This is a genomic window from Cupriavidus sp. 05N39 (assembly GCF_056397325.1).
Map to the genome: position 1 here is coordinate 1 of NZ_JBFTNE010000042.1, position 20,420 is coordinate 20,420.

The 20,420-nt window shown below is 66.1% G+C and carries 19 protein-coding genes and 1 tRNA gene; 3 read left to right on the forward strand and 17 right to left on the reverse strand.

Translation table 11 applies throughout. The features are described from left to right. Positions 1-300: 300 nt before the first annotated feature. From AC1DN0_RS20820 to AC1DN0_RS20885, 14 genes are all read right to left on the reverse strand, one after another. Entirely contained in the window at positions 301-1,290 is a 990-nt protein-coding gene (locus tag AC1DN0_RS20820) for a FecR family protein (protein WP_477111838.1), read from the reverse strand. Positions 1,291-1,383: 93 nt separating this feature from the next. Continuing rightward, a complete protein-coding gene (locus AC1DN0_RS20825; protein ID WP_035860935.1) occupies positions 1,384-1,899 on the reverse strand; it encodes an RNA polymerase sigma factor in 516 nt (171 codons plus the stop codon). Positions 1,900-1,911: 12 nt separating this feature from the next. After that, positions 1,912-2,616 (reverse strand): secretin and TonB N-terminal domain-containing protein, encoded by a 705-nt coding sequence (locus AC1DN0_RS20830; protein ID WP_441637606.1) that lies wholly within the window; start codon positions 2,614-2,616, stop codon positions 1,912-1,914. A gap of 133 nt (positions 2,617-2,749) precedes the next feature. Further along, positions 2,750-4,123 (reverse strand): trypsin-like peptidase domain-containing protein, encoded by a 1,374-nt coding sequence (locus tag AC1DN0_RS20835; protein WP_477145963.1) that lies wholly within the window; start codon positions 4,121-4,123, stop codon positions 2,750-2,752. Between the two features lie 37 nt (positions 4,124-4,160). Beyond that, entirely contained in the window at positions 4,161-4,658 is a 498-nt protein-coding gene (locus AC1DN0_RS20840; protein WP_477111839.1) for a YbaB/EbfC family DNA-binding protein, read from the reverse strand. A gap of 222 nt (positions 4,659-4,880) precedes the next feature. Next, positions 4,881-5,414 (reverse strand): FecR family protein, encoded by a 534-nt coding sequence (locus AC1DN0_RS20845; RefSeq protein ID WP_477145964.1) that lies wholly within the window; start codon positions 5,412-5,414, stop codon positions 4,881-4,883. 54 nt (positions 5,415-5,468) lie between these two features. Continuing rightward, positions 5,469-6,005, reverse strand: a complete 537-nt coding sequence (locus AC1DN0_RS20850; protein WP_477145965.1) for a YbjN domain-containing protein — start codon at positions 6,003-6,005, stop codon at positions 5,469-5,471. 73 nt (positions 6,006-6,078) lie between these two features. Next, positions 6,079-7,209, reverse strand: a complete 1,131-nt coding sequence (locus AC1DN0_RS20855) for a peptidylprolyl isomerase (RefSeq protein ID WP_477111841.1) — start codon at positions 7,207-7,209, stop codon at positions 6,079-6,081. Beyond that, a complete protein-coding gene (locus AC1DN0_RS20860) occupies positions 7,206-7,952 on the reverse strand; it encodes a hypothetical protein (RefSeq protein WP_477102287.1) in 747 nt (248 codons plus the stop codon). Before AC1DN0_RS20860 ends, AC1DN0_RS20855 begins: the two co-directional genes overlap by 4 nt. A 10-nt stretch (positions 7,953-7,962) precedes the next feature. Continuing rightward, positions 7,963-9,660 carry a putative porin gene (locus tag AC1DN0_RS20865; RefSeq protein ID WP_477111842.1) on the reverse strand — a complete coding sequence of 566 codons (1,698 nt, stop codon included), beginning with the start codon at positions 9,658-9,660 and terminating at the stop codon, positions 7,963-7,965. Positions 9,661-9,848: 188 nt separating this feature from the next. Further along, positions 9,849-10,553: an energy transducer TonB family protein gene (locus AC1DN0_RS20870; protein ID WP_477111843.1), complete on the reverse strand. Its 705-nt coding sequence runs from the start codon at positions 10,551-10,553 to the stop codon at positions 9,849-9,851. A 10-nt stretch (positions 10,554-10,563) separates the two neighbouring features. Continuing rightward, on the reverse strand, positions 10,564-10,974 hold the full coding sequence (locus tag AC1DN0_RS20875) for an ExbD/TolR family protein (RefSeq protein ID WP_477145966.1): 411 nt from the start codon (positions 10,972-10,974) through the stop codon (positions 10,564-10,566). 15 nt (positions 10,975-10,989) lie between these two features. Next, the gene (locus tag AC1DN0_RS20880; RefSeq protein WP_035866386.1) at positions 10,990-12,762 is read right to left on the reverse strand and encodes a DUF2341 domain-containing protein; all 1,773 of its coding nucleotides are present in this window, start codon (positions 12,760-12,762) and stop codon (positions 10,990-10,992) included. A gap of 57 nt (positions 12,763-12,819) precedes the next feature. Next, entirely contained in the window at positions 12,820-14,376 is a 1,557-nt protein-coding gene (locus AC1DN0_RS20885; RefSeq protein WP_477111844.1) for a ShlB/FhaC/HecB family hemolysin secretion/activation protein, read from the reverse strand. A gap of 399 nt (positions 14,377-14,775) precedes the next feature. On the opposite strand from AC1DN0_RS20885, the gene AC1DN0_RS20890 reads away from it, so the two are divergent. Together AC1DN0_RS20890 and AC1DN0_RS20895 are read left to right on the forward strand one after the other, a co-directional pair. Continuing rightward, positions 14,776-15,138 carry a hypothetical protein gene (locus AC1DN0_RS20890; RefSeq protein ID WP_477111845.1) on the forward strand — a complete coding sequence of 121 codons (363 nt, stop codon included), beginning with the start codon at positions 14,776-14,778 and terminating at the stop codon, positions 15,136-15,138. Positions 15,139-15,180: 42 nt separating this feature from the next. Then, on the forward strand, positions 15,181-15,648 hold the full coding sequence (locus AC1DN0_RS20895) for a hypothetical protein (protein ID WP_441631546.1): 468 nt from the start codon (positions 15,181-15,183) through the stop codon (positions 15,646-15,648). A gap of 92 nt (positions 15,649-15,740) precedes the next feature. Here the strand turns inward: AC1DN0_RS20895 and AC1DN0_RS20900 are convergent. Further along, positions 15,741-15,819: transfer RNA gene (locus AC1DN0_RS20900), tRNA-Ile, on the reverse strand. A 27-nt stretch (positions 15,820-15,846) separates the two neighbouring features. After that, positions 15,847-18,120 (reverse strand): RNA polymerase sigma factor RpoD, encoded by a 2,274-nt coding sequence (gene rpoD / locus AC1DN0_RS20905; protein WP_477145967.1) that lies wholly within the window; start codon positions 18,118-18,120, stop codon positions 15,847-15,849. On the opposite strand from rpoD, the gene AC1DN0_RS20910 reads away from it, so the two are divergent. Beyond that, complete coding sequence (locus AC1DN0_RS20910) at positions 18,110-18,505, forward strand: hypothetical protein (protein ID WP_441631550.1); 396 nt, start codon at positions 18,110-18,112, stop codon at positions 18,503-18,505. The genes rpoD and AC1DN0_RS20910 overlap by 11 nt on opposite strands. Before the next feature lie 82 nt (positions 18,506-18,587). Here the strand turns inward: AC1DN0_RS20910 and dnaG are convergent, their stop codons facing one another. Continuing rightward, complete coding sequence (gene dnaG / locus AC1DN0_RS20915) at positions 18,588-20,402, reverse strand: DNA primase (protein WP_441631552.1); 1,815 nt, start codon at positions 20,400-20,402, stop codon at positions 18,588-18,590. Positions 20,403-20,420: the final 18 nt, after the last annotated feature.

Sequence of the window (20,420 nt, forward strand, 5' to 3'; positions counted from 1 at the left end):
CACGAGTCTGTTAGAACCCGGGGCCTGACGACGAAACCATTGGGCTACGCAACCCCGACACGCCAGCCTCCTGGTCTGTTAGAACCCGGGGCCTGACGACGAAACCATTGGGCTACGCAACCCCGACACGCCAGCCTCCTGCAAGGATCGCTTTCTTTTGGTTACTTTTCTTTACGAGTAAAGAAAAGTGACACCTCCGTGTGCGAAAACGGCCAACTACGTACAGCCGCGACAGCAGCTACAAGCAATAAAACCCCGCCCACCCACACCAGCAGCAACCAAAAACCCCAAACAAAACACCTAACTAAGCAACACAATCCCCCCAGGCAACGACCTCACCTCCAACCCCAACGACCGCTGCATCTGCGCAATAGCCTTATCAAGCGACCGGATCTGAAAACGCCCCGTCACATGCCTGGCCGCCACCTGCTTATCAAGCAACACCACCCTCCCCGGCCGATACCGATTAATCTCCTCAACCACCTCACGCAACGGCGCATCGGCAAACCGCAGGTAGCCATCCCGCCAAGCCGGCATCCACGTCGGATCGACACGCACAATCCGTCCGAGCGCAGCACTATCGTAGGTGAGTTGCTGCTTGCCGCTCAGCGTCGCGACACCCGCGGCATGCGCCACCTGCACCGTCCCCTCGACGCACGTCACGCACACACCGGCAGGCGTGACCCGCACTTCGAACCTGGCGCCCTGCGCAAACGCGCGCCCCGTCCCGGCGACGACCGCGAACGGCCGCGGCGCATTCAGGGTATCGACAGCGGCTTCGCCAGAGATCAGGTCGATGCCCTGCACGCGCCCCGCTCCGGAGCGCACGGCAATACTGGTGCGCGTATTCAGCTCGACGGTGACGTCCTCGGCCAGAGCCAGCCGGCGTTGCTCGCCGGTCGCGGTGCGGTAGTCCGCCCGCATCTCCTCCACGGAAGGCCACAGGCCCAGCGGCGGCTGGACGACGGCCACCGTCGCCGCCGCTGCCGCCGCGCTCATGGCGCCGCCGAGGAATGCGCGCCGCTGCCAGTCCGGCGCGCGCCGCGTCCCGGCAATGCGCCGGCTGGCCGGGTTGCGCCCCACCACCAGATGGCTGGCCTCGCCCAGTTGCTCCCATCGCTGCCGTGCCACGGCAAACGCAGCCCTGTGCGCGGGGTCCGCCATGCACCAGCGCCTGAGCGCCGCGCCGTCGGCCGGCGTCATCTCGCCCGCCGCCGCGCGGCGCACCCAGGCCAGCGCCTGCCGCTCGACCGCATCCAGCGCCCTGTCCTGTTGTCCCGGAAGATTCATCGTTCGTATCATGGCATCAAGCGAGCCGCCACCGTGGTTTGCCTGCACACATAGACAAGACGGTTGGGAAGCAACAGATCGGCATGCTTTTTTTCATCCATGCTTGGGCAGGTGCGCCATGCAGTATTCATGCGCCCGTTTCAGCTCCAGCCCGATCAGGCGCGGCGACACGCCGAAGCGCACCGCGGCCTCCTGGTTCGACAGTTCATCGACGCGCACCGCGAGGAAGATGGCCCGCCGCCGCGGCGGCATGCTCTCGATGAGACGGGCCACCGCTTCCACCTCGTCGCGTGCGGCCACGGTCTGCGCCGGGCCCGGGGCCGGGTCGGCGATCTCGGCCATCAGCGTCTCCACTTCTTCCGCGCTCATGTAGCGGCGGTCACGCTGCAGCCGATCCAGCGCCAGGTTGGTGGCCATGCGCATCAGGTAGGCGGCGGGGCTCTTGACCGGCTCGCCCTGTTCATTGCGTTCTTCCAGGTGTACCCAGGTGTCGTGCAACGCGTCGCTGGCGAGTTCGGCCGAACCCAGCCGCCACGTCAGGCGGCGTTTGAGGTCCTCGTAGCGCTGGGCCAGAAGGTCGCGCAAGGTCGAACGGCTGGAGTCGCTCATCTATCGGCTCATCTATCGGCTCGCCTGCCGGCCGCAGGGGAGCCTGCACGGTCCGGACTGCGCCGCTGCCGTATCGCAGCGGACGGGCTTGACCAGCAGCACGAATGCTTTTGCCGGGTCCGCCGGCGGCTGGCCCAGGTCGACGCGCTCAACGGTTTCGACAATGGCCGCATCGCGTGCCTTGTCTCCCGTGGTGTCCAGCAGACGCACGCGCTGCACATGGCCGGACGCGTTGATCTGCACATAGAGCGCCAGCCGGTAATCCCCGAGCGCAAGGGCGGTACGCGCGCACAGCGCCTGGTAGATCTGCGACTGCACCGTGCCTTCGTATTGCCGCTGGGCACTGGCCGCTGGCTGGGCCACGGCCATGTCCGGGTTGGGCGCGCCGGGCACCAGCACGAAGGCATCGGCCGCCGTTGCCTGCACGTTCAGTCCCGTGCCCTCCAGCAATTTGCGCAGCGCCGCCTCCGGGCTGTAGCTCCCGTGAACGGCATTCGAGGTTCGCCCCGCAGCAAGCTCGGAGGAAAAGAAAACGGATAGGCTGGTCTGCGCATCGTATTGCGCCAGCGCCTGCTTCAATGGCTGGGCCGGCAGGTCGAATGCCATCTCCGTGGCGGGCTGCCCGGCGTGGACCTGCTGGCCGGCGAGGCTCAGAGCCAGGACCGCCATATAGCAGACCAGTGCACGCGCACCGGGGGATGCGACCAAGCTTGCCATCACGATCCAATGCCCTGTCCGTTGAGGAATCCATGCGGGGCCGGACGCACCGCCCGACCACATACCGGTCCGCATCGTAGGGATCCAATGTGACGCCGCCGTGACTCCATGGCAAGGATTGCCGTGACATGGCTCACTCCTCTTGCCCGGCGYCGGACGGCTGCTGCGTCTCGATGGCGATAAAGAGCCGCGCGCTGCCACGCTGGACCAGCAGCGCCACCGCGCCTTCCGTCGCGCTCACTTCTTCGGCCAGCGCCTCCACGCTGTCGACCGGCTGGCCGTTGAGCGCGAGGATCACGTCGCCGGTGTTCACGCCCGCGCGCAATGCTGCCGCGTTCACGCGCTGCACCAGCAGGCCGCCATCGATGCGCAGCACCTGCCGCTCCTGCGGCCACAGCGGCCTGACCATCATGCCCAGCGGCGCATGGCCCGGCGCGGCAACCTGTGCGACCCTGGGCGCGTCGAAGCGATCGGGCGTCACATGCAGCACCAGCGATGCACGTTCCCGCCAGATCCTGAACGGCGTTGCCGCGCCAGGCGGCAGGTCCGCGATAAAGATCAGCGCATCGGCGGACTGCGCGACGTCGCGCGGGCCCACCTGCAGGATCACGTCGCCCGGTTTCACACCGGCCYGGTTGGCGGCGCCGCCCGGCTGCACATAGCTCACCAGCGACCCCGCCGGGCGCGGCAGGCGGAACGAATCGGCCAGGGCCTGCGTGACCTCCTGCACCGCCACCCCAATGCGGCCCCGCGTGACCGCGCCCTTGCTCTGCAACTGGTCCTTGATGCGCATGGCCACATCGATCGGGATGGCGAACGACAAGCCCTGGTAGCCGCCGCTGCGGCTGTAGATGCGGGAGTTGATGCCGATCACTTCACCCTTCAGGTTGAACAGCGGCCCGCCGGAGTTGCCGGGATTGACCGGTACGTCGGTCTGCAGGAAGGGCATGTACTCGGCGCCCGGCAGCACCCTGCCCTTGGCGCTGACGATGCCGGCCGTGACCGAGTTGGAAAAGCCATAGGGCGAGCCGATGGCCAGTGCCCAGTTGCCGACCTCGACACTGGCGGGATCGCCGATCTTCACCGTCGGCAGGCCGGTCGCGTCGATCTTGAGCAAGGCCACATCGGCCACGGTATCCAGCCCGACCAGCCGCGCCTTGAACTCGCGCCGGTCGGTCAGCTTCACGCTGACCTGCGTGCCGCGCGCGACCACGTGCGCGTTGGTGAGGATGTAGCCGTCGCCGCTGAGGATAAAGCCGGAGCCCAGGCTGGTCTCGTCGACGTTGTCCTGGCGCGGCACGACGCCGGCGGAACGCCCGCGCGGCGGATCGGCGTAAAGACGCGCGGGCGACGCCTCGCGCGCGACGCCGATGTTGACCACGGCCGGGCCATTCTCCCGAACCAGCCGCGAGAAATCGGGTGCCGCCTGCAGCGGCGCGCATCCGGCGGTGCCGGTCGCCAGCACAAACAGGAGCGCCGCCGAGGCAGCCGCCAGCGCGCAACGCATGGCGCGGCTGCGGCCTGGTTCGAAAGCGTCCGCCACGTCAACTGGCCGTTGGGAAATCCAGCGCAAGCTCCATCACCATCGGCTGGCGCATATCCGGCGGCGGCGGCTCGGACAAGGCCTGCGTCATCAGCACGGCGCGCAAGTCCGCATCGGCCTGCGCATTGCCCAGCGAGTCGAACTCCACGCGCTCGACCCGGCCGCTGGGCGCCAGCCATACGCGCATCACCAACGACGCGGCCGGGTGCGGTGCGGCCTGCCGCGGCAGCAAGCGATCCTGCATCCAGCCTTGCAAGCGCAGCGCCGCCGCGTCGGCATGGTCGTCCAGCCGCGCCTGCAACTGCGTGCTGGCCAGTTGCGCATAGCGCATCCAGTGCTGCGGAAACGGCTGYGCGGGCGCCTGCCCGGAGGCGGAGGACACCGCGCCCAGGCCCACCAGCCCCAGGGTACGGAGCAGGCGCCGCCAGAACTGCCGCGGCGCGTCCCGCTTGCGGGCGACGGGGCTGGACTGCCGGCTTGGATCAATGGGGGAATACATCGGAGTTCCTGTCTGTCGTCATGGCATACGCGCGGCTGCGAGGGTCCGCACGCCGTCATACTGAGACGGAACTCACTGGCCGGAGATGTCGTTTGTCACAGAAACTTCATATGCCATGCGCATCAGGCCCGTACCCACACTTGCGCCAGCGCGCGGCAGTCGATCCAGATGTCGTTGCTGTTGAGGCCCTTGCGGTCGCGGTTGAGCGGCGCGTCGCGCTGCTCATCCGCGCTGCTGGCTGCTGGTGCAGATTGGTGTTTGGGGGCGGGGTTTTATTGCTTCTAGCAACAACCTGACCTGCAAATCAAAAGTATGCTGCAACTGAGCCAGCGCAAGATCCAGCGACGCCATAAAAACACTCCCACTCACAGGCTTGTCACGCACAGCAGCATTCATCAGCACCACACGCCCGCGCCGGTAGCGATTGATCTCGTCAAGCACATCGATCAGCCGCGCCTGGCTAAACACCAGTTCACCGTTCCGCCATGCCGAAACGCCAGCCGGTTCGATCCGCGCAACGCCGCCGGCGGCAACATCGTCATAGACCGTCTGCTGGCGTGCCTGCAGCACCCGGTTGCCGGCCGGATGCTCCACCCTCAGCGCCCCCTCGATACATGTCACGCAGACCTTGTCCGCCAGGTGCCGGACCTCGAAGCGTCGGCAAGTCACCGGCACCATGTTGAAATCGCCATCGTGGCACCAGGACGTGACGACCTCGATACAAAAAGCCTGCTGGGTGAAACATTGGAGATGCACCGGCCCGCCCCGGCTGACGGCAGGCCGTACGTCAGATCACCATCGCGCGCAACGTCACGGGGAGGCAGTTTCCTCTTCCGCCAGCACGGCGGCGCCGGTGTCCAGCGCTTGCCCGTCTGCAGGCGCGTCGGACACGGCGGGCTGGAAGTTGCGCAGATGGAGGAAGAACTGCCCCATCATCTGCATCCACAGCTGCATCGCCACGGTGAGATAGTCGGGGCCCACGCCGCCGGRGATCACCACGTCCATTTCCAGGACCAGGAATTCGCCATGCTGCGCGACGCGTGCGAAGCGCTTTGCGCGATGCCAGTCGCCAAGCACGCCCTCGGGCAGGGCACCACCTTGCACCCGCAGCGGGCAGCTCAGCGTGAAGTCCAGGTACTCGCCCGGCGTTACCGAATTGCCCCACAGGACCTGGAAGCCGACCCCGTGGCTGGCACTGTGCAGGCGCGGCACGCCGTCCTGCTCGATGGCCGCCACGGCGCATCCGGCGGCCTTGATGGCGTCAGCGACCTGGTCGGAAGTGGCCGCCATTAGCAGGGCGGGCTTGGTGTCTTCTGCGACTTCAACCTGGTTGGCATTTGCGTTCATGGTATTTCCTGAAACTTGAATGGGAAGGAGGATAGGTGGCTGGCCGGGGCAACATGCGCCCCGACCCGCGGCTTCAGTTCACTTTCTGCAGCACCGCGTCCAGCGCGGCGGTATCGATGCTCAACGTGCCCGCTTGCGTGAGTTTGGCAAGATAGGCCTGCACAAGCTGCTGCTGGCGCTGCTGGCGCATCGCCGCCACCAGCTGGGACTTGATCTCGTCCAGCGCCGCGGTACGGGCGGGCTGCGAATCCAGCAGCTTCACCACATGAAAGCCCGCGTCCGATTGCACCGGATCGCTGACCTGTCCGGCCTTGAGCCTGGCGACAACATCGCGCACTTCCGGCAGCATCTGGGCCAGCGGCAGCGTGCCGACTTCGCCGCCGCGCTCCGCGCCGCGGGCATCCTGCGAATGGCGCTTGGCCAGGGCGGCGAAATCGCCCTGGCGTGCCTGCCCGGCCAGCTTGCGCGCTTCATCGCGAACCCTGGCGGTGGCAGCCGCATCGCCGGCTTTGGTTGCCAGGAAAATCTGCGCGACGCGATACGTCGCTGGCACCTGGAAGTTCACCTTGCCCTCTTCGTAAGCCGCCTTGACCTCGGCCTCGGACGGATAGCCGGCCGGCACCTGCGTGACCGACTCCAGGTAGGTGGTGGATACGATCCGCGCGGAGATCTCGCGCACGGCGGCGTCCACGCGTGCCTTCACCTCCGGCTGGTCCGCCCATCCCTTGGCCTGCGCCTCGCGCAGCAGCGCTTCGCTGGCCAGGCGCTGGCGCAGCCAGCTCTCGATGCCCGCGCGGTTGCTCCTGGCGGCGGCCCGGTCCGCGTCGGGCAAGCCCTGCAGCAAGCGAGCCACATCGTCCTGGCCTACCGTGATCGTACCGAGGCGTGCCACGACAGGGGCGGCGGCGGGTTCCGCCGCCTGCACGGGTGCCGCGCTCAGCCAGAAAGCCAGCAAGATGCCGATGGCCGTACGCACCGGAGGCAGCACGGCCTGGACATGCAATTTCAATCGATTCATCTGCGTAGGTACCCTTTTCTCCGGACGCGCGGGCGCGCAGACGCGGGAACCGGCGGCGCCGCCCGGCCCACGCACAGCCGTGCGTTCCTCATTACAGCGCAGCAACATGACAAAGCACTCGCGCCCCAGCAACAGCAGGCTCGGCGCCACCGCGATGCACGGGCTGCTGCTGGATTCGCGGGTCACGGGCGCGCAGCCTCCGGCGCGCCTGTCGCCGCCCTGGCATCGGTCGAGGCGCTCGCCGCCGGCGCGGCCTGAGCCGCGCCGGCGGCCGAGAAGCGCCCTTCGTAGAGCTTGTCGCCATACTCCTGCGCGATCTGCTCGAACTTGACCCGGCTCTGCGCGGCAAAGGGCTGGCGAGCGATCATCACCGCGCCGATATCGACCGTCTCATACGCATGCAGGATCTCTTGCCCGACGGCGTACAACTGCGCGTTCTTGGCCTCGCATCGGGCTATCGCCGTGTTCCGCGACGTGGCCTCGACGGTCAGCCGCTGGCGCTCGGCCTCCGCCGCGCGCGCCAGCTTCAGCAGCTCGTCGTAGGCGTTGCGGTACTGGGCGACCTGCGCGCTCGCCTTCTCCGCGATGGCTTGCGCCTGCTGCTTTCCTTGCTGGTTCCTGTCGCTCAGCCTTTCGCGCTCCTGGCGCTCGGCCGCGAGCTGTGCGCGGGTGCGTTCCAGGTCTTTCCGGAGTGCCTCGGAATCCGTGGCGGGCGCAACGGCGCCGCCGCCCTGCGGCGCGCCGGCCTTGAGCGCAGCCAGTTCGTTCTGCGCCTGCTGCAATTGCGTGGTCGTGATGCGCAGCTGCGCACGCAAGCGCTCTTCCATGGTCTGGGCCTGCTGGGCGTGGGCGGTTGCCCCCGCCATCAGGAGGCTGGCGCATAGCGCCAGCGGACGCCAGGCGCCTCGGAGGCATGATGTGGATGACACGGTATCCCTCCTAGAAGCGCGTGTTGATCTCGACCTGCAAGATATCGATTGCCAGCGGCGGGCCATAGACTTCCTTGGTCGACGTCCAGCGGCCGGTGAACCAGGTGTTCTTGTCGACAGCGTACGAGCCGCCCACGTAATAGCCGCGCGCGTTGGTGCCGCCCAGGTGGAAAGTCGAATCGTTGTAGCCGTCCGGCATCGAATCCGGCTCGATGCGCTTGTAGCCAAGCAGCAGGTTCCAGTCGCCCCTGGCAACGGTAACGGGCTTGCCCAGCGTGGCCTGGAACATGTAGGCGTTGCCGCCGCTCTTGAAGTCGGCGCGATTGGTGCCGCCGCTGCCGCCGAAGTTGTTGACGATGCCGCCGTTGGCGCGCGTGAACATGCCGTTCTCGTCGTACGCCAGGTTGCGGACGTAGTTCGCATCCATGCGCAGGCCRAGGCTGCCGGCCACCTTGGTTTCCCAGCGGAAGTTCAGGTCGAGCAACTGGAACTTGGAAGCCAGGCCCACGTACTGGGGCTGCGGCGTGCCGGCCGGATCCAGCGGGTTGAGCGCGATATTGCGCAACAGCATCAACGTGTTGCCCTTCTGCATGAAGGCCGGCCGCGCCCAGTCCGTGCTGCAGCTGTCGGCGCCAGCGTACAAGGCGCAAGGCTGGGACACTTCGCCGCTGACATTGCGGAAGTCGTAATACGCCAGCGCTCCGCGCAGGCGGTTGTCGTTGTTGACCTTCCAACTGGCGCCGATCTGCGCGCCCAGCAGCCACTTCTTCTCGCTGCTCGCCTTGTTCTGGCTGCGGCTCGGGAAGTTGTCCGAGGAGTATTCGAGCGGAACCAGGCCGAGGGTGCCGAACAACGCCACGTCCCTGTTGGGCAGCGCCTTGTCGAACTGCGCCGCCAGGCCGTCGAAATTCAGGTCGTTCGAGAACAGCAGGTCGGACGACACGAACGGGTTGCCGAAGCGGCCAGCGGTCAGGTTGACCCATTCCGCCGGCCGGTATGACAGCCAGCCCTGGTCGAGCCACACGTTCTTCTTGGCAAGGCCGCCGCCAAGCGTCTGGTTGGTGGACACGGGGCTGTCGTCATTGCCGGTCGCGATGCGGATGCCCGCACGGGTGCTCTCGGAAATATCGGCGTAGACGCCGAACCTCGCACGGGCGCGCAGCAGGCTCACGCGGTTCTGGCGCGTGTTGAGCAGCGGCGGCAGCGACAGGTTGGTGTTCGGGTTGACGTCGAAGCCCGGGCCCTGGTTGATCGCCGACCAGTCGATGGCACTATCGGTGTTGTTGCTGGAGTAGAAGCGCGATTCGTCGCGCACGCGCACATCGCCTTCGATGCGGATGCGCTTGGTCCACTCCGGCGTCTCGTTCGGAGCCGCCCAGCCCTCGGCCTGCGCCTGGGCCATGACCTGCCCCTTGACCTCGTCGCGGATCTGGTCGCGGACCGTGTCCGAGATATAGGGCACACGCACATCGCCCGGCTCCACGCGCATGCCGCCGGCGGTAGCGGCCGGCGCCACCGACGCCACGCGCTGCGCCTGCTGGGCAGCGATCGCCTCGGTCTGGGCCTGGGCCAGCAGCGCCTCGCCGGCGTCCTTGTTCAGCGCGCCGCTCTGGATCAGGCTGCGGATCAGCCTGACCATGGAGGTGTCGCCGGGCGCCGCGGCTTGCGCGTGGCCCGCGCCGCTCGCCGTCAGCAATGCGATCGCCATGGCCGCGGCCAGGACCTGCGTCTTGCGTATGGGCGCCGCCTGGTGTGAGGAGCGGCCCTTTGTTTCGTGCGTCTGCCACGCTGCACCACGGCCCAGATGTCGCTGGGGGATTGCTGGATGGTTCATCGGTTCGTTCAAGAGAATGGGATGGGATAGGTGGGACAGGCGGCGACGTGCCTCGGGCATCGTCACGGCCGGCGCCCCTTGATCGACATACGCATCGGAAAGCGCAGCGAAGCCGGCGGCCGCTCGTCGGCCCGGAAATCGCGCACCATGGCCAGCACGGCTTCGTCGGTCTGCGCGTTGCCGGTGCCGCGCACCAGTTGCGCGCGCGTCGCCTTGCCGTCGGCGTCCAGCCACAGATCGATGCGGATATCCTCGAACGCCAGTTGCCGGGTACGCTGGTCGCGCGCGAACGCCTGCTGCAAGGCATTCGAGACATAGCTCGCATAGGACCGGCTGCCGAGTCCGCCACCGCCGCCGGTCATGCCGCCGCCGCTCCCGGCCTGGATGCCGAAAGCGTCCGTGCCGGCTTGCGCCGCGCCGTCGATCGTGACCGGGTCGCCGAGGTCCTTCGACGGGCTTGGCGGCGCGTCGTCCTTCGGCGCTTCCTGAGGGTCCGCCGGTTTGGGCTCGACCACTTCCGGCTTGATCTTCTCCGGCTCCGGTTCGGGCAGCTTCTCGGGTTCGGGCGGCGGAGGCGGCGGCGGTGGCAGCACCAGCATCGGCGTGGCGGCCACCTCGCGCCTGGTGCTGGCCGTATCGGACAGCAGGCGCCAGACCAGCACAGCCAGCCCGACGATCACCAGCGCGCCGATGAGCAGCCCGCCCCAGCGGCGCCACAGGGCGGCCGCGCGCTGCCGGGGGCGAGGAGTTGGATCGCGATGTTTCACCCGACTCTCCTCACGCCGGCTTGCCGGTGACGAGGCCGATCTGGTTCAGGTCGATGCGCCTGAGCAGGTCCAGCACCTCCACGACCTTCGCGTACTGCACGGCGGCATCGCCACGCACGATCACGGGGAAATCCGGTGTCAGGGCCTTCTCCGTGCGCAGGCGCTCCTCCAGTTCCRGCAGCGTCACCGGATAGGCATCGAGGAACACCTGGCCCGCGTTGTCGATCGTGATGGCCTTGGTCTTGGGCTTCTCCAGCGCGACCGACGAACTAGCCTTGGGCAGGTCCACCTTGATGCCCGGGATGCTGGCATTGCTGGTCAGGATAAAAATCACCAGCACCACCAGCAGCACATCGACGAAGGGAGTGATGTTGATGCCGCTCGAGCGCTTCTTGGTGCCGAACTTGGCTGCGTATGCCATGGCCGCGCGCTCCCCTTAAGCCCGGTGCAGGGCAGCGGGGACGCGACGTCCCTCGCCCTGCTCTTCGGCCAGGCGCGTGGCGAACTCATCCACGAACACCGCCATGTCGGCGCCGATCGAATCCGAACGAGAGGCCAGCCAGTTGTAGCCGAACAGCGCGGGAATCGCGACGCCCAGGCCGGCGGCGGTACACAGCAAGGCCGCGGCCATGCCCGGCGCCACCGAGTTGATATCCACCGCGCCGGCCATGGCCGCCACGACGAATACCAGCATGATCCCGATCACCGTGCCGAACAGGCCGACGTACGGCGCGCCCTCGATGGTGGTCGACAGCCAGTTCATGCGGGCCGCCATGCGTTCGCTCTCGCGCACCATCACGCCATCCATCGCCGCGCGGATCGCGCTGATGGTGGCATCGGAAACCGCATTGAGGTCGTAGCCCATCTGATGGCGGCGGTGCATTTCCTCGACCGCCATTTCATACAGGCGCCACAGCGACGAATCCGCCTTGACGTCCTCGGGGATCCGGTTGCTCTTGGCCAGTTGGTCCAGCGGCGCGCCGGACGCCTGGCGGAAGTGCACCATGAACGCGGCATTGGCGCGCGAGTTCGCACCGAAGCTGCGGCCCTTGCTGATCATGATGGCCCACGACAGCGCCATCATGATGCCGAGCAGGCCCACCACGATCCACGCGTCGAGCGGCATGGCCGCCAGGATGAAGCCGAAGTGGCTCTTGCCGGCCTGCTGCTCGTCGGCACCGAATACGGCAAGCCGCGACTCGGCGCCCTGCGATACGGCGTCCGCCAGGATCAGCGCATCCGGGCGTGCGATCTTGGACAGGCGCACTTCATCGATGGCGCCGGTGAAAGGGGCCAGTGCGGAGCCGGCAGCCGTGTCGGCACCCAGCGAGGCCGGCGTGTTCAAGGCCGGCAGGCTGGCCGCCAGCGACGCGGCGGGGCGTCCGCCGACATAGAGGGCCACGCTCTTGCCATCGGACTTGACCGCCAGGTGCGACCACTGTCCGGCCTGCACGGGCTGGCCGGGATTGCTGCGTTGGCCGTTGACCTGCACAAAGGGCACGCCCTGGTCGATGCCGATGACGAGTTCGCCCGCGCCATCGCGGCGGGCRTAGATGACTTGCAGCGGCCCAAGCTTCTCGGGGCGTACCCATGCGGAAAAGCCGAACTGCGCGCCGGCGGCCAGCGCCAGCGAAGGAGACGACGGCAGCACCAGCGGCGCGGCGCCGAGCTGCGCGCCCTTGCCGATGACCGTGCCATCGATGCTCACCACGGCGGTCTGGCTATGGTTGCCATAAGCCGTGGTATCGCGCGCCGGCACGCTGCCCTCGGCAAAGTGATAGACGAGGGTGTAGTCCGGGTCGAAGGTCCGCTGGCCATTGCCCGATGCCGGCGCCTTGGCATTGCCGTAGTACATCCACAACTGCTGCGGGCCGCCCGCCGATACCGCCGGCACATCGACCCAGACCAGCGCGATGCCCAGCAGCGGATCGAACTGTTCGATCTGGTGGTTGAGCACCGTCTTGTCGTCCGCCGCGACGAAGCGCAGGTCGGCGCCGGTCTCGCTCACGCCTTCGAAACTGAAGTTGCCGGTATGCAGGCGCAGCAGCACCGGAGTACGGCCCGCGTCGCCGCCGATCGCCCCGCCCTTGGGGCCGGCATCGATCGTGACCGGCTTGCGGTAAGCCCAGTCGGGCTGCCACCAGGCATGGGCCAGGTCAGGCAGTAGTGTGCTCAGCAGCGTGAGCACGAGCAAAAGGATGCGTCGCATGACAGTGGTTCTCGGTTAGCTCGTAAGGAATGGATGTAAAAGAGGCTGGAGCGAAGGTCAGTAGCTCGCGGTGACGCTGAAATTCACCCGCGGGTCGCCGCGCTCCGTGCGTGGCCCGGCCTTCAGCGGATAGCCCAGGTCCAGGCGCCCGGTGACTTTCTGGCCGAGGCGGAAGGTGGTGCCCATGCCCACCGAGGCGAGCGAGAAATTGCTCTGCTGCTCGGGCAACGGATCGCGCAGGCGCACCTGGCCGGCATCGGCGAACAAATAGGCGCGCCAGTTCTCGACCACGGAGGTAAAGAACGTGAGCGGCGGCGTGCGCATCTCGACGGAACCGACCACGCCGTAGTCACCCGTGGTTTCGGCCGACAGGTAGGCGCGCACGGAATTCATGCCGCCGGCGGCGATCTGCTCGTTCGACACCAGCGGGGAATCCGTGATCTGGGCAGCCAGGCGCCATCCCAGTTGCGCGTTCCCCGCAAAGGTGTACGTGCCATTGGTATCGCCCTTGAGCACCATGAAGCTCGGCGAAGCCTTGTAGCGCTTGTAGTCGAATTGCTGCGCCGTGCTGCCATAGCCGAGGAAACTGCGCGTGCCCGCGACCAGCGACAGGTTCAGGCCAAAGCTGCCGCGTTCCGTCTGCCCGAAGCCCGAATAGCCCAGGGTGATCGGCGCGTATTTGAGCGGCACGGTGTCGCCGCTGCTGCCCAGGCGCGTGACCTCCTCGTTGTCCTTGAAGTCCACGCCCGCGCTGAACGCGTGCCACCACGCGCCGGTGTTCGGCACGGTGTAGGTCGCCTTCACGCCGACCGCATAGCCCTTGCCCAGTACGTTCGTGCCGCCCACCGTCGCGACGTTGCTGTCCGACTTGTAGCCAGAAGCCTCGACGCCCCAGTTGGTCCCACGCAGCGGCGCCACATAAGAGCCCGACCACACCTGCGTCTGGTTCAGGTCCTGCGGCGCGCCAAAGAAGCTGACCGATGCGCTGTGGCCAAGTTGCCAGAGATTGTCGTGGCCAAGCGAAGCCGTGGCCCGCAGCTGTTTCGTGTCCGCGCTGTAGTCGTTGTTCAGGCCGACGCTCGCCCGCCACGGGCTGCTGTCGTCGACCTTGAGATCCACGTCCATCGTGCCGGGCAGCGTGCCCTGCCGGACCAGCGGCATCACCTGCCGGTTCCCGCCGCGGTTCAGCGCGGTCAGCTCCGTCTGCGCCTGGTTGAAATCCGGCACCGCGCCCTCCGCCAGCGCGGGCACCTGCTCACGCACCTCCACCGGCGAGTTGTATTGCGCGCCAACCACGCGCACGCGCCCCACCTTGGTCTCGCTCACCTGCAGGAAGACCACGCCGCCGACAGCCTGCTGCTCGGGCAGGTCCACGTACACCGACTGGAAACCCTTGGCCTGGTAAGCCGCGAGCAAGGCATCGCGCGCGCCCTCGATATCCTTCATGGTGCGTTTGGGGCCGAGGTAAGGCGTCACCGCGCGCTCGATCGAGCGTGCGTCCAGCACCGTGTTCCCACGCACGATGTACTCATTGATGTCGACGCGGCGTTCCGCTTCGGGCTGTACGGCAGGTGCCGGCGCCTCCGCCGCTGCATCGGCCGTAGCCTGCGCCATGGCTGTTCCCTGCGCCCCTAGTCCCAGTATCGCGAGACACACCGCCCTCCAGCGCCCGGACGCTTCTTTCTTGTTCTTGCCTTGCATGTGTTTACTCAATTCCTTGCGAAACAATTGCCGTCGTTCCCTTGCGCCGGCGCCCCCACCAGAGGCAAGTCGCATGCGATCGCATCCGCGAGGCCATGATGAGCGGTCATCATTTCAGCGCCGCGTACGAATGGTTAGACGAACGGCCCGCGCGGCGACTGTCGTTTGTCACGAAAGCTTCATGCGCGCAGGCGGGCGTTGGCGATGCGCTTTAAAGGCAGGTGTTCGCGGATAGGAAATTACGTGCCGCGCGGTCTGAAAGGCGGCGCTACACTTCAGGCATATCGCCAATGCCGTTTTTGGCGAGCAACGATGACGGAGCACGAAATGGGCAAGTGGCTGGCAGTTGCGGCAATGACCGTGGGTAGCCTTGGGACGGCCGGCTCCCTGCTCGCTTCGGAGGCGCCCCCACCGATGGGGGATGCCGCGGCGAGTTGTGTCGAGGTCGAAGTCGATGGCGTGCGGGCCCCGTCGTTTACCTGCCTGACGCAAAAGCTGATTCCCAAGCCCGGCCCGGGCGAGCCGCCCTCTGACCGGAAGCTGGCATCCGAAGCCATCGTGGAACGCCCCTCCAATGCACTGGGGCTGTTCAACTATTCGGTGACAAGCCACCGCATGGGCAACACCTTCGGTACATTGGTCACGCCGCAGCGGCCATCCAATCCGGCGCCATAGGCGGGCCGGTTAATTCATTTCCATTTTTTTAAAGGAAAAGACGTGCCATTCATCATCGCCGGCCTGGCATTGATCGGTGCCCTCATCTACGGCGCGGTCCGTCTCTACGCAACGGTAGCCGCCGCCTTTGGCTGGCTCGCCGGTACCGCTGCCGTCGTGTTCTGCGCGGCACTGCTTGCTGCATTCGTCGCAAGCCTGGTGCGCCGCTATCGCGCGATCCACGGCGTGACGGTCAAAGGGGAACGCATCCTGTCGCTGGAGGGATCGTGGGGAAAGGTCCGTGTGGACCCTGAGCGCAAACGTGGCGCACTGGACGTCGACGGCCAGCAGACGAAGTTTATTTTTGCGGATATCGCGGGCGCCAGCGCGCTGGAGAACGGCGGCGAATGGAAGCTTGCATTGCGTCTGGAACACAATGCGCAAGGCGGCTGGAATATACCGATGGCGAATCGGAAGGAGGCGTTGCGCTGGGCGAAGATATTCGACCTGGCTGCCGTGCAGAAGCTTTGAATGCTCGCATGGCAAGGATCGGCGGAGCACGCGCCGAGGCCATCGCAGAAAAGAAAAAGCCCCGCAGAAACCTGCGGGGCTTTTCTCAATAATGGTGGGCCTCCCGTGAGTCGAACACGGCACCAACGGATTATGAGTCCGCTGCTCTAACCAGGCATGAGCTAGAGGCCCAGGAAAGTCAGACCGGCATGATACCGATCAACTACCTTCGAGGAAACTCTTAAGCTTATCAGAGCGGCTCGGATGGCGCAGCTTTCGCAGTGCCTTGGCTTCTATCTGGCGGATCCGTTCGCGGGTGACGTCGAACTGCTTGCCGACTTCTTCCAGCGTGTGATCGGTGCTCATTTCGATGCCGAAACGCATGCGCAGCACCTTGGCTTCGCGCGGCGTGAGCGAGTCCAGCACGTCCTTGACGACGTCGCGCATGGAGCCGTGCAGCGCTGCTTCGGCCGGGGCCAGCGTGTTGGTGTCTTCGATGAAGTCGCCCAGATGGGAGTCGTCGTCGTCGCCGATCGGCGTTTCCATGGAGATCGGCTCCTTCGCGATCTTCATGATCTTGCGGATCTTGTCTTCCGGCATCTCCATCTTCTCGGCCAGCGTTGCCGGATCCGGTTCGTTGCCGGTTTCCTGCAGGATCTGGCGCGAGATGCGGTTCATCTTGTTGATCGTTTCGATCATGTGCACCGGGATACGGATGGTGCGCGCCTGATCGGCGATCGAACGGGTGATGGCCTGGCGGATCCACCACGTGGCGTAGGTCGAGAACTTGWAGCCGCGRCGGGAYTCGAACTTGTCCACCGCCTTCATCAGCCCGATGTTGCCTTCCTGGATCAGATCGAGGAACTGCAGGCCGCGATTGGTGTATTTCTTGGCGATCGAGATCACCAGGCGCAGGTTGGCCTCGGTCATCTCGCGCTTGGCTTCGCGGGCGCGCTTCTCGCCCTCGCTCATCTTGCGGTTGACGTCCTTGAGCTCCTTCAGCGGCAGCACCACGCGCAACTGCAGGTCGATCAGCTTTTGCTGCAGTTCACGCACGGCCGGCACATTGCGCTCGACGGTGACGCTGTACGGCTTGCTGTCGGCGATGATCGTGTCGATCCACTCGAGGTTGGTTTCGTTACCCGGGAAGCGGGCGACGAAGTCGGCGCGCGGCATGCCGCACTTGTCCACCACGATCTTCAGGATGGAGCGCTCAAGCTTGCGCACTTCGTCCACCTGGCCACGCAGCGTGTCGCACAGGCGTTCGACGTTGCGCGCGGTGAAGCGGATGGTCATCAGTTCGTTCTGGATGGCTTCCTGGGCCTTGACGTAGGCCTTGGACTTGTAGCCCTCCTTCTCGAACGAGCGGCGCATCTTGTCGAACTGCTCGGCGATGACGCGGAATTTTTCCAGAGCGCCCTGCTTCAGTTCTTCAAGCTGGCGCGCGGAGGCAGCCAGGCCACCGGCATCGTCGTCCTCGTCTTCGTCGGACTCTTCATCGTCCGACTCCTCGTCGTCTTCCTCGGCCACTGGCGCGGCAACAGGCGCCGGCGGCGCCACGGGAACATCCTCGGCGTTGGGGTCGATCAGGCCATCGACGAACTCGTCGATCTTGATCTCGTCGCTGGCAACGCGTTCGGCCAGGGCCAGGATCTCGGAGATCGTGACCGGGCACGCCGAGATCGCCATCACCATGTCTTTCAGGCCGGCTTCGATGCGCTTGGCGATTTCGATTTCGCCTTCGCGCGTGAGCAGCTCCACCGTGCCCATCTCGCGCATGTACATGCGCACGGGATCGGTGGTGCGGCCGAACTCGGAGTCCACCGTGGAAAGCGCGGCCTCAGCTTCTTCCTCGGCTTCTTCCTCGCTGGTGGCGGACGGGGCATTGTCGTTGAGCAGCAGCGTTTCCGCGTCCGGCGCCTGCTCGTAGACGGCGATGCCGATGTCGTTCAGTGTGGCGACCAGGGTGTCGATCGTTTCCGAATCGACCATGTCGTCCGGCAGGTGATCGTTGATCTCCGCGTACGTCAGGTAACCGCGTGACTTGCCCAGCTTGATCAGCGCCTTGAGCTTCTGGCGGCGCACCTCCAGTTCTTCCTCGGTGCCCTGCTGGGTCGAGGCGAACTCCTTGAGCAGAGCCTTTTCCTTGGCCTTGCGGTCGCGAGCCTTCTGCTTTTCGGACTTGGGGGCGGCCGCGGGCGCTGCGGCGGGGATCTCGTCTTCGTAAAGCTCTTCAGTCACGTCGTCTGTAGTGCTGTCGTCGTGCTGCGATCCGGCCTTGGGCTTGCGGCCACGCTTCTTCGGCTCCGGCTTGACTGCCGGAGCGGCGGGACGCTCGGATGCAACGGGGGCGGAAGTTGTGGCAACCGGCGTGTCCTCGGACGCGGGCGCGCCTGACTTGGCGTCTCCCGTCTTGGCGCTGGCCGCTGCCGTTCGCTTGCTCTCGACTTCGGTATTCTGCTGTTTCGCCACGGTAATACTCTTGCCTTTCACAGGTACAGACGCGGCGTTCTTGCCGCTTGTATTGGCGCTATCGCCGCTCTCGCGTGCCGAAGTCGAGGGCCTCAAGTTCTCGGATATGCGAGTCCCGGTGGTGGTGGACGCTGCGGGCGCCTTGGCGCTTCGAGCAGTCTTAGCTGGCACAGGCTGGGCTGGCGTCTTGACTGACGCGGCTGTCTTCGCAGCCGCCGATGTCTTCGCGGACGCCTTGCCGCTCCCTGATTGGGGAGCATTAGTGGGAACCTTTTCGGTTGCTTTGGCCTTTGCCATTGGCACGCTCACTTTCACCAGAACGGGAGAGAAAGATTTCGCTATCCAAACCGGCTATTGTAGCACGTCGCAATTAGCCGGCTTCCCAACAGGTGAGGATTTCACCTGATAAATCAAKGCTTAAGCTCAACAAGGTCAAGCTAAACCTTCACCTATTTGTCACCACAAGCCTTGACCGACCTACCGGACGGTCAACCTAACTGGCGCCGGCGGTTGATCTCGCTGACCAGCCATCGCATCCGGCTCTTGCCAGCCTCGTCCGCCGTACCCATTACCACCGACTGCTGCAGGCTGGCGAGTTCCCGCTGCAACGGCCCCGCCAGCAGCTTGGCGATGGCCGCGTCGAATTCCTGCTCCGCCGGTTCCTCGTCGATCTCTTCGCGCAGTACCGCCGCACGCACATTGGCGTAGACCTCGGCATACGGCGACTGCGCCAGATGCTCGCTAAAGGCCGCGAAATTCACTTCACCCTGTAACTCGTCGCACGCGGACACCAGGTGCGACAGCACCTCGGCATCGGCTTGTTCATCCTCCAGCAGTAGCGCGCGGCTATCGGCGTCGAGCCGTCCGGAGAGCTGCGGATAGCACATCAGCAATTGCAGCACACGCTGCTCCAGCCCCGTGGGCGCCTGACGCTTGGTGCGCGGCCGCGGCTGGGCAAAGCGGCCGACCCGCGCCGGGTCGCTGGCCAGCCCGCAGACCGCCTCGATCTCGGCAGGCGTGGTGCCGGTAGCGTCGGCCAGTTCGCGCACGATCTGCAGGCGCAGGCCGCCGCTGGGCATGGCCTGCAGCAATGGCTTGGCCTCGTATTGAGCGCGGGCGCGGCCCTCTGGCTGGCGCAGCTCCTGGCCTTCCGTCACCACCTGCAACAGGAAGCGCGAGAGTGGCATGGCGTCGCGCACCTGGGCGGCGAAGGCATCGGTACCCTGCTCACGCACATAGCTGTCCGGATCGTGCTCGGTCGGCAGGAACAGGAAGCGGATGGTTTTGTTATCCGCCACATAGGGCAGGCATGCCTCCAGCGCCCGGCGCGCCGCGCGCCGCCCGGCGGCGTCGCCGTCGAACGAGAACACCACGGCGTCGGTCTGCCGCAACAGCTTTTGCACGTGCACGGGGGTGCAGGCCGTGCCCAGCGTGGCCACGGCGTTGGCAAAGCCCAGCTGAGCCAGTGCCACGACGTCCATATAGCCTTCGACCACCAGAACGTAGCCGGTTTCCCGGATCGCATGGCGTGCCTCGAATAAGCCATATAGCTCGGTACCCTTGCTGAACAGCGGGGTTTCCGGCGAGTTCAGGTACTTCGGTTCACCCTGCCCCATCACCCGGCCGCCGAAGCCAATCACCTGGCCCTTGGCATTGCGGATGGGAAACATGATGCGGTCGCGGAAGCGGTCGTAGCGGCGCGGCTTGCCGTCGGCGTCGCGCTTCTCGGCGCTTTCGATCATCAGGCCGGCTTCCACCAGCGGGCCGGCGATGGCGTCGTCGCGATAGCTGCCGAACACCGATTCCAGCCCCTGCCAGTCGTCAGGCGCATAGCCCAGCCCGAATTGCGCCGCGATCTCGCCGGTCAGGCCGCGGCCCTTGAGGTACTGGATCGCCTGGGGCGCGCTGCGCAGTTGCCGCCGGTAGAACTCGGTGGCGCGCGTCATGGCGTCGGTGAGCGCGAGCGAGCGCGCCTGCTGTTCGGCGCGCTGTGCCGGCGGCAGCCGGTCGCGGTCCTCGGGCACGGACAGGCCGACCGATTGCGCCAGTTCGCGCACCGCGTCGGGGTAGGACTGCCCGGAGTACTCCATCAGGAAGCCGATGGCCGAGCCATGCGCGCCGCACCCGAAGCAGTGGTAGAACTGCTTGGTCGGCGAGACGGTAAAGGACGGCGACTTCTCGTTGTGGAAGGGGCAAAGGCCCATGAAGTTGGCGCCGCCCTTCTTCAACTGCACGTACTTGCCCACCACATCGACTATGTCGACACGGTTGAGCAGGTCCTGAATGAAGGATTGCGGAATCACCCGGCTTGTCGTCCTCTG